The sequence below is a fragment of the Mesorhizobium sp. B2-3-5 genome (genome assembly GCF_006442395.1).
Taxonomy (GTDB): Bacteria; Pseudomonadota; Alphaproteobacteria; order Rhizobiales; family Rhizobiaceae; genus Mesorhizobium.
This window is the reverse complement of the sequence record NZ_VFVX01000037.1, coordinates 19,606-29,797: the sequence shown is the minus strand read 5'-3', so window position 1 is coordinate 29,797 and position 10,192 is coordinate 19,606. Positions and strand designations below refer to the sequence as shown.

General features: G+C 65.2%; 3 protein-coding genes. 2 read left to right on the top strand and 1 reads right to left on the bottom strand.

What is annotated here, in order from left to right; all coding sequences use genetic code 11:
- Nucleotide 1: 1 nt before the first annotated feature.
- Nucleotides 2-1,930, bottom strand: coding sequence for an autotransporter assembly complex family protein (locus tag FJ958_RS27230; protein WP_140747822.1), 1,929 nt, complete (start codon nucleotides 1,928-1,930; stop codon nucleotides 2-4).
- 281 nt (nucleotides 1,931-2,211) lie between these two features.
- On the opposite strand from FJ958_RS27230, the gene FJ958_RS27225 reads away from it, so the two are divergent.
- Together FJ958_RS27225 and pbpC are read left to right on the top strand one after the other, a co-directional pair.
- The gene (locus tag FJ958_RS27225; RefSeq protein ID WP_140747819.1) at nucleotides 2,212-7,692 is read left to right on the top strand and encodes an alpha-2-macroglobulin family protein; all 5,481 of its coding nucleotides are present in this window, start codon (nucleotides 2,212-2,214) and stop codon (nucleotides 7,690-7,692) included.
- A 189-nt stretch (nucleotides 7,693-7,881) separates the two neighbouring features.
- The gene (pbpC, locus tag FJ958_RS27220) at nucleotides 7,882-9,987 is read left to right on the top strand and encodes a penicillin-binding protein 1C (RefSeq protein ID WP_140747871.1); all 2,106 of its coding nucleotides are present in this window, start codon (nucleotides 7,882-7,884) and stop codon (nucleotides 9,985-9,987) included.
- Nucleotides 9,988-10,192 lie beyond the last annotated feature (205 nt).

Here is a 10,192-nt window from a genome sequence, read left to right as displayed (position 1 = left end):
CTCAAAACGCCTGCCCGATGCCGGCATAGATGCCGAAATGCGGATCGCTGGGGTCGCGGTTGAGCGGCACGGCGGCGTCGATGCGCAGCGGCCCGAACGGCGTCACATAGCGCAGGCCGATGCCGGCGCCGACCTTGACGTCCGAGAAGTTGGGAACCGACCTGGTCGACACCGTGCCGGCATCGACGAACGGCACGATGCCGACCGTGTCGGTGACGGCGATGCGCATCTCAACCGAGGTCTCGAAGAAGGACAGGCCGCCGATCGGCTGGCCGGTGAAATCCTTGGGACCGATGCCCTGATAGGCATAGCCGCGCACCGAGCCGCCGCCGCCGGAATAGAAGCGCCGGTCGGCCGGGACATTCTCAAGCCCGGTGCCGACGATCGAGCCGACGGTGACGCGTTCGGCCAGGACGAATTTCGAGGCCGTGTCCAGCGACTGATAGGCCGACCCCTCGCCTTTAAGCTTGAGGAAGGCAGCGCCGCTCAGAATGTCGTAGCTGGGCTCGGCATAGGCCAGCACCCTGAAGCCCTTGGTTGGGTTCAGGCGGCTGTCCCTGTTATCATAGACATACTGCAGGGGAACGCTGGCGATCAGGTAAGTGTGTTTGCCGAAGGCATCGCGGATGCGTGAATAGTCGAGCGCCACCTCGGCCGAAACGGTCTGCTTCTTGTCGAGTTCATAGGACAGGCCGGTGCTGCCCTTGACCGAGAAATGATCATACGCGTCCGGGTGCTCGAAGACCGTCTTCACGCTGGCAAAGAACTTCGAGGCCGGTCCGATCACGCCGGGCTTCTCGAACATGACGCGGGCATTGTAATTCAGGTCCGACAGATTGTTGTTGCCGATGCCGCTGATGGCGCCGTCGATGCGCAGCTTCTCGGCGTGACCAAACAGGTTGCGGTGTCCCCAATAGCCTTCCAGGCCGAGGCCCTCGGTGTTCGAAAACGTGCCGCCAAGCCCGAAATAGCGCGGCTTGCGCTCGCTGACCTGGACGCCGATTGGAATGTTGCCGTTGGCGTCCAGTTTGTCGGCCTCCTTGAACGTCACGCTGTTGAAGACTTCGAGCGCCAGCAGCCTGTCGCGCGCATCGCTGATCTCCTGCGGGGAGTATTGCCTGCCGCGCTTCAGCCCGGTCATGTATTCGGTGAAGTCGCGGTCGACCTTCTCGGTGCCTTCCACCGTGGTCGCGCCATAGCCGGCGACCGGGCCGGCGGCGACCGTCAGCGTCACGTCGAGCGTCGAGGTGGCGTGGTCGGCGACGATCTGGCGGTCCGTCACCTTGGCCAGCGGCCTGCCCTGCTCTTTCAGCGTGCGCACGACCAACGCTTCGGCCTTGAGCACCGCGCCGGAGCCGGCGTCGCCGCCTGATATCAGGCCATAGTCGGCGCCCATCAGCCCAGCCGCGTCGCCCTCCAGCCGGATGTTGCCGAGGGTGAATTTGGGACCGGCCGAGATATTGATCGCCACCGGAATGGGCTGCGGACCCCTGAATTCGGCGTCCGGCGGCAACGCGTCGAGCGGCTTGCCATCGATGGTGACGGTGACAACGCCTTCGTAACGGGCATCGGCATAAAGGGCCGCTACCAGCTGTTCGCGGTCGCTGCGCGCCTTGGCCATCAGCCCGAGCGAGCCCGAAACGGGCCGGCCCTCGTCGCCTTTCAGCGCTGACGCATTTTCGAGCTTCTTGACGAGGTCCTTGTCGGCATCGGGCGCGGTGAGGGTCACCGCGTAGCGCAGCGGATCGACGATGTCGGCGTCTTCGTCGCTGGAGGACCCCCACAGCTTGATGCCGAAAAGCTCGAACGCGGCCGCTGGTCTCGATCCGGCGACCAGCGCGGCCGAGCACATCATGGCCAAAAGCAGGGCGCGCGGAAGCACGCGCCCTGGCGCGGTACCCCCTGACATCTGCTTTTCATACGCCGGCATTAAGACAACCTAATTCACAAAACTAAAATTGGAATGAAGTTCTGAAGCGCTCGTAAAGGGGCCACAATCCAATTGTCTGAAATAGGACGGGCTTGGAATTCACACCTTTTGCGGCTCCGCAAGAAAGCGTGATCCCCTGTCCTATGGAGGTTATTGTCCGCATACCGGCGATCGGCCGGAAAATAAACCGTTGGCAGGCGGAAACCTGCCGCGCCCGCGCGTTGACAAGCCCGACTGAAGCTTGAACATGCCCGGACGTCTGCAATTGTCTGGAGGGTGTTATGGCAATGCGCGCGGCTCGTGGTCTGTCGATTCTCATCCTTCTCCTTTTTGCCTTGGGCACTGTCGCGCAAGCGGCCGAGGCGCGAAAAATCGCAACAACGGACAATTCCGACTATTTCGGTTTCGACCTCCGATCCGACCAGAACGTCACGCTCGACCAGTGCAAGACGACCTGCCTCGGCGATCCGGCCTGCCGTGCCTTCACCTACAACACCAAGGCCAAATGGTGCTTCCTCAAATCCGACTACAACCAGCTGAAGCCTTTCAATGGCGCGGTTGCGGGCAAGATCGTCAACATCGACGGCGATCCCGATATCGGCGCGCCGCCGGAGCTCTCCTTCTTCCCCAACTGGATGGCCGACCAGGCCCAGCAATACCGCAACAAGCTGCTCGGCCCCGCCTTTGACAAGCCGACCGAAGGCATGGCGGCACTGACCAATGCCGCCGAGCAGGCCGTGCTGACCGGCGACCGTCGCTCCGCCATGCAGAAATACGAGGCCGCGGTCTCGGTGATGCCCGACGACGGCCAGCTCTGGCTCAACCTGGCGCGCGAAACGCTGGCCGTGCAGCCCGCCGCCAACACATCCGAAGCCTCCACTTTGCCGACAAACGGCACGTCGGCGGCCTTCAACGCCTACAAGCTGCTGCGCACCACCCGGACGCGCGCCGATGTACTGGCGCTGCTCGGCGCCGGTCTTGACAAGCGCGATCTCTACCGGCCGGCTTTGCAGGCCTATGAGGCCAGCCTTGCGCTGGTGAGTTCGCCTTCCGTCCAGGCTGACTATGCCGATCTCAAGGCCCGCAAGGGCTTTCGTGTGATCGACCATAGCGTCGACGCCGATACCAGTGCGCCGCGTATCTGCGCGCAATTTTCCGAGGATCTGGTCAAGACCGGCGTCGACTACGCGCAATTCGTGACCGTCGACAATGCGCCGCCCAAGGGCGTCGAGGCCAAGAACAAACAGATCTGCGTCGAAGGTCTCGAACACGGCCAGCATTACGACGTCACCTTCCGCGCCGGTCTGCCGGCGGCGATCGGCGAAGTGACCGCCGCTCCCACGGTGCTGTCGATCTATGTACAGGACCGCGCGCCGTCCGCCCGCTTCACCGGCGACAGCTTCGTGCTGCCGGCAGGCGCGCGCCGCGGCATTCCGGTCGTCACCGTCAACATGAACGCCGCGGAAATGAAGCTCTACCGCATCGGCGACCGTTCGCTGGCGCAGCTTCTGTCGGGCTACCAGTTCCTGCACCAGCTCGACGGCTATGACATCTCCAACATTTCCGAGCAGATGGGCGCGCCGGTCTGGCATGGCCAGCTCGATATCGTCAACGACCTCAACAAGGAGGTCACCACCTCGTTCCCGGTCGACGAAGCCCTGCCGCAGCGCAAGCCCGGCGTCTATGTGCTGACCGCGCGGGCCATCAACGACAAGAGCGACAGCTACAATTCGATGGCCACGCAGTGGTTCGTCGTCTCCGACATCGGCCTGTCGACCTATACCGGCCAGGACGGGCTCAATGTCTTTGCCCGTTCGCTGGGCTCGGCCAAGCCGATTGCCGGCGCAGAACTGACGATGGTTGCCAGGAACAACGAGGTTCTCGGCACCGCGACGTCCGATGCCGACGGTCACGCGGTGTTCAATCCCGGCTTGACGCGCGGCGACGGCGGCATGGTGCCGGCCGTGCTGATGGCCAAGCAGGGCGACAATGATTTCGTCTTCCTCGACATGTCCAAGGCAGGCTTCGACCTGTCCGACCGTGGCGTCACCGGGCGCGCGGCACCCGGCGCGCTGGATGTCTATGCCTGGACCGAACGCGGCATCTACCGCGCCGGCGAGGATGTTCATGTCGCCGCCCTTGCCCGTGACGGCGCCGCCAATGCGGTCGAGAACCTGCCGCTGACCTTCATCTTCTCGCGCCCCGATGGCGTCGAGGACCGCCGCATCGTCAGCGACGGCGCCTCGGCCGGCGGTCGCGCCGTCGACCTGCCGTTGGAACCCAACGCGATGCGCGGCACCTGGTCGGTGTCGATCCACACCGATCCCAAGCAGCCGGCGGTGGCCAGCCAGATGTTCCTGGTCGAGGATTTCGTGCCGGATCGCATCGAATTCGACATGAAGGCGGACAAGCAGGAAATCGCGCGAGGCGAAACCGCCAACATCAACATTGACGGCCGCTTCCTCTATAGCGCGCCGGCGGCGGGCCTGGCACTGGAAGGCGAGTTGACGCTGTCGACGTCGCGCGACTGGGACCGCTTCCCCAACTTCTCCTTCGGCCTCGCCGACGAGCAGTCGGCCGAACCCACGGTCACGCCGCTCACCAATCTGCCGGTGGTTGGCGATGACGGCAAGGCGACCTTCCCGATCTCCGTCGATCAACTGCCGTCGACCACGAAGCTGGTCGACGGCAAGGTGACGGTGCGCATGCGCGAAACCGGAGGGCGCGCCATCGAGCGCTCGCTCAATATCGGCATCCGTCCGCAGGGCCACATGATCGGCATCCGCCCGGATTTCGCCGACAATGAAGTGCCGCAGGGCGGCACGGCCAAGTTCAGCCTGATCGCCGTCGATCCGGACGGCAAGCGCGAGGCGCTGAAAGGCGCGCAGTGGACGCTGGTCAAGGTCGAGCGCAATTACCAGTGGTACCGTTCCAACAATTCGTGGAGCTACGAGCCGGTCACCTTCACCAAGTCGATCGCCAACGGCCAGATCGACCTCGGCGCCGATGGCGACGCCACCGTCTCCTTACCGGTCGACTGGGGCCAGTACCGGCTCGAGCTCGAAACCTTGGACCCCGAGGGGCCGGCGACCAGCTATGAGTTCGACGCCGGCTGGTATGTCGCCTCGACCACGACCGAAACGCCTGACGGCCTGGAGATCGCTCTCGACAAGGAAAACTATGCCGCGGGCGAAGTGGCCAGGCTGAAGGTCTCGCCGCATTTTGCCGGCGAGCTTCTGATCAATATCGGTTCCGACAAGCTGTTGAAGACCATCACGGCGACCGTGCCCGCTGGCGGCAGCACCGTCGACATCCCGGTTGGCGACGACTGGGGTGCCGGCGCCTATGTCACGGCTACCCTGTTCCGGCCGGGCGACGCGCAGGAAACGCGCATGCCGGCCCGCGCCATTGGCGTGAAATGGCTGAAGGTCGACCCGGGCGCCAAGAAGCTGGCCGTCACGCTGACGCCGCCGGACAAGACCATGCCGCGCCGGCAGCTGTCGATCCCGGTTTCCGTGGCCGGCGTAAAGCCGGGCGGCAACGCCTATGTCATGGTCGCCGCCGTCGATGTCGGCATCCTCAACCTGACCAACTACAAGGCGCCGGACCCTGAGAACTGGTTCTTCGGCCAGCGCATGCTGGGCATGGAGATCCGCGACATCTATGGCCGCCTTATCGACGGCTCATTGGGCACCACTGGCAAGCTGCGGACCGGCGGTGACGGCGCCAACATGAAGACGCAAGGGAGCCCGCCCACGGAAAAGCTGGTCGCCTTCTTCTCCGGCCCGGTCCAGCTCGATGCCGACGGCAAGGCGCGGATCGACTTCGACATCCCGCAGTTCAACGGCACCGTGCGCGTCATGGCTGTCGCCTGGAACAAGGATGCAGTCGGTCATGCCCAGTCGGATGTGATCGTCCGCGATCCCATCGTGATCACCGCCGGCCTGCCGCGCTTCCTGGCACCCGGGGACAACGCCGTCATGCGGCTCGACGTGGCTGACACCGACGGCCCTGCCGGCGACTACGCGCTGTCGATCGACACCACGGGCGACCTTTCGATGGGTGACAAGCCGGTTTCCCAGAAGCTGACGCTCGCCCAGGGCAAGCGCCAGACGCTGACCGTGCCGTTGATCGCAAGGACGGCGGGCAATGCCTCGCTCACCATCAAGCTGGCGCACGCCGACGGCACCAAGGTCGAGCAGACGCTCTATGTGCCGGTGCGCCCGGCGCAATTGCCGGTCACCACGCGCCTTGTCGTCGACCTCAAGGGCAATGGCGGTGCGCTGCGCGTTGACAAGGAACTGCTCGCGGCAAGCCTGCTTGACGGCGCTTCGGTCAGCGTCGGTGTTTCGCAAGCAGCAGCCTTCCACGTGCCCTCGCTCTTGATGACGCTCGACCGCTATCCCTATGGCTGCGCCGAGCAGACGACCAGCCGCGCCATGCCGCTCCTTTACGTCAACGAAATGGCATCCGGCATCGGCATGGAAAGCGATCCCGATCTGCATGGCCGCGTCCAGGATGCCATCTACAAGGTCCTGAGCTATCAATCCTCGAGCGGCAGCTTCGGACTGTGGGGTCCGGGATCAGGCGACCTGTGGCTCGACGGCTATGTCAGCGAGTTCCTGACCCGGGCGCGTGAGCAGAAATACGACGTGCCTGCCCAGGCCATGAACCAGGCGCTGAACAACCTGCAGAACTCGCTCGGCTACGACCAGAGCGTACAGGACCGCGGCAGCGAGATCGCCTACGCCCTCTATGTTCTGGCCCGTAACAAGAAGGCCTCGATCGGCGACCTGCGTTACTATGCCGATACCCAGCTGGAAGCCTTCTCGAGCCCGATGGCCGTCGCCCAGCTGGCGGCGAGCCTGGCGCTCTACGGCGACGCACAGCGCTCGGAGGCGACGTTCAAGACCGCGCTGCGGCTCGCCAAGTCGAGCACCGACTACGACTGGTACCGCTCCGACTATGGCTCGGCGCTGCGTGACGGCGCTGCGATGCTGGCGCTGGCGGCGGAATCGAAGCCGGTGTCGACGATCGTACCAGAGCTGGTCAAGCTGGTGACCAGGGAACGCGCCGAAGCCCGCTGGACCAGCACCCAGGACGATTCCTGGATGCTGCTGGCGGCTCGGGCGCTGAAGGAGGGGAACGATTCGATCACGCTGACCGTCAATGGCGCGCCACATTCCGGCGGCTATTCCAACCAGGTCAACGGCGCCGACCTCGTCGACAGCCCGCTCGAAATCGCCAACACCGGCAAAGCCCCGCTGCAGGCCGTCGTCACCACCGTGGCGTCGCCGGTCCAGCCCTTGCCGGCCGGCGGCGAAGGCTTCACCATCGCGCGCACCTACTACAAGCTCGACGGCACCGAAGCCAATGTGACGGAGGCGACCCAGAACGAGCGCTATGTCGTCGTGCTCAAGGTCAACGAGCAGAACAGCTGGCCCTCGCGCCTGCTGGTCACGGACCTTCTGCCGGCCGGCTTCGAGATCGACAATCCCGGCCTGGTCTCCAGCGCGCAATTGACGAACTTCTCCTGGCTGGCACAGACCGACGCCGCGCATCTCGAATTCCGCGACGACCGTTTCGTCGCGGCATTCAACCCGGCCGACGGCGACCACGACCACAATCTGACGCTCGCCTATGTCGTGCGTGCCGTGACGCCGGGCACCTACGCCCATCCCGCGGCAACGGTGGAGGACATGTACCGGCCGCAATATTCGGCGCGCACCGCCACCGGCATGATGGAGATCAAGGCGCCGTAAGGGGCCGATGAAAATGGCGATGGTGCTGCCCCTCATCCGCCTACCGGCACCTTCTCCCCGTATAGTGACGGGGAGAAGGGGGCTGCCGCGGTCGCCGGCACCTGCTCTGCAACGTCGAAAATTGGCGAAAGCCTCGGCGCAGGCCTCTTTCTCCCCGTCCCTATACGGGGAGAAATGCCCGGCAGGGCAATGAGGGGCGGCGCCATGCTCTCCAGAAAATTTCTGCGTCGGGCAGCCATAACCGCAGCGTCTTGCGCCGGCTTCCTGGCACTTTCCTTGGCAGCCCTTTGGGAGCTCGACCGCGCCTTCCCGCCCCCGCTTCCTGAAAAACTCGCCGTCTCCACCGAGGTCCAGGACCGCGATGGCCAGTTGCTGCGCGCCTTCGCCACGCCGGACGGTTACTGGCGGCTCGGAACCAGCCTCGATCAGGTCGACAAGCAGTTCGTCGACATGCTGGTCACCTATGAGGACAAGCGTTTCTGGGATCATGAGGGCGTCGACGTGCTGGCGCTTGGCCGCGCCGCCGGCCAGCTCGTCACCAGCGGCCACATCGTTTCCGGGGGCTCGACCCTGTCCATGCAGCTTGCCCGTCTGATCGAGCCGCGCGAAAGCCGCAGCCTCGGCTCCAAGATCAAGCAGATGCTGCGCGCCATCCAGATCGAGCGGCGGCTCTCCAAGCGCGAGATCCTCGAACGCTATCTCACCCTGGCGCCCTATGGCGGCAACCTCGAAGGCGTGCGCGCCGCCTCGCTCGCCTATTTCGGCAAGGAGCCGAAGCGGCTCACCGTCTCTGAAGCCGCGCTGCTCGTCGCCCTGCCCCAATTACCGGAAAAGCGCCGGCCGGACCGCAACCTAGAGATCGCCCATGCCGCCCGCGACCGTGTGCTGAGTCGCATGGTCTCTTCGGGCCTGATCGGCGAGCGCGAGGCGAGACGCGCAGCACTCGACGATGTGTCGGGCCTGCGCCGCACCTTGCCGGCGCTGGCGGCACATGCCTCCTTTGCGATGCTGCCCAAGGCGGTGCCCGGACAGCCGCTCAAGCTGACGATCCGCAAAAGCGTCCAGCAGGGTCTCGAACAGGTGGCGCGCGACGCCGCCGCCAAGCTTGGGCCGCGTCTCTCCGTCGCCATGGTGCTGGCCGATTCCCGCACCGGCGACATTCTGGGCGAAGTCGGCTCGGCCAACTTCTTCGACGCCAGCCGTTCCGGCTGGATCGACATGACCAAGGTGGTACGTTCGCCCGGCTCGACGCTGAAACCGTTCATCTACGGCCTCGCCTTCGAACAGGGGCTGGTGGCGCAGGAAACGCTGATCGAGGACAGCCCCGTCGATTTCGGCGGCTACAGGCCGAAGAATTTCGACATGGGCTACCAGGGCGATGTCTCGATCCGCCAGGCGCTGCAATTGTCGCTCAACGTGCCGGCGATCCGCGTCCTCGACGCGGTCGGTCCGGCGCGGCTGACGGCGCGTTTTCGCCAGGCGGGCGTAAATCCGATCCTGCCGGTCAACGAGGCGCCGGGCCTCGCCATCGGCCTCGGCGGCGTCGGCGTCACGCTGCGCGATCTCGTCCAGCTCTATACGGGGCTCGCCAATGGCGGCAAGACGCACTCGCTGCGTGACGGCACCGAGCCGGCCAATGCCGAAAGCTCGACCGCCACCATTCTGAACGACCAGGCCAACTGGCAGATCATCGACATATTGTCAGGCGTCAAGCCGCCGGAAGGCGCCTCGCAGCGCGGCATCGCCTACAAGACCGGCACCTCCTACGGCTACCGCGACGCCTGGTCGGTCGGCTTCGATGGCCGCTATGTGCTGGGTGTCTGGGTCGGTCGTCCCGATGCTGGCGCCGTGCCAGGCCTCTCGGGCTACGTCTCGGCCGCGCCGATCTTGTTCGAGGGCTTTGTCCGATCGGGTCTCGCCACCGTCCCATTGCCCGGCAAGCCGCCCGGCTCCTTCACCCCCAGGCGCGAGGACCTGCCGGTGACGCTCGCCCGCTTCGGCGCCGGTGCGGACGGCCTGGTACAGGCGGCGCCGACCGAGCCCGCGCCGACCATCATCTTTCCGCCCAACGGCGCCCGTGTCGATCTCGGCACCAACTCGGCCGATGCCACGCCGCTGGTGCTCAAGCTGCAAGGCGGCCGCGCGCCGTTCCGCTGGCTGGCCAACGGCAAGCCGCTCACCGGCATCGACCGCCGCCGCACGGCGACCTGGCTGCCGGACGGTGCCGGCTATTCGACGCTGACCGTGATCGACGCCGTGGGACGGGCGGCCAGCGTGAAAGTGTTTGTCCAGTGAAAGCGTTCCTTGAATAGAATGCTCTATGCGATTCAGCGCCTTGGCTTTTGCGCGCTGACGAGCGAAACCGCGCACCATCCGCTCGAACGAACCGTTCGCGAGCCAGCGCTTCGATTTCCCGGTAACCGCCGACCAACCGGCCCGCACCAACCCTAAACGGCCTTGCCCCGGACCTGCCCATCTCTAGATAGGGGCGATGGCGGAC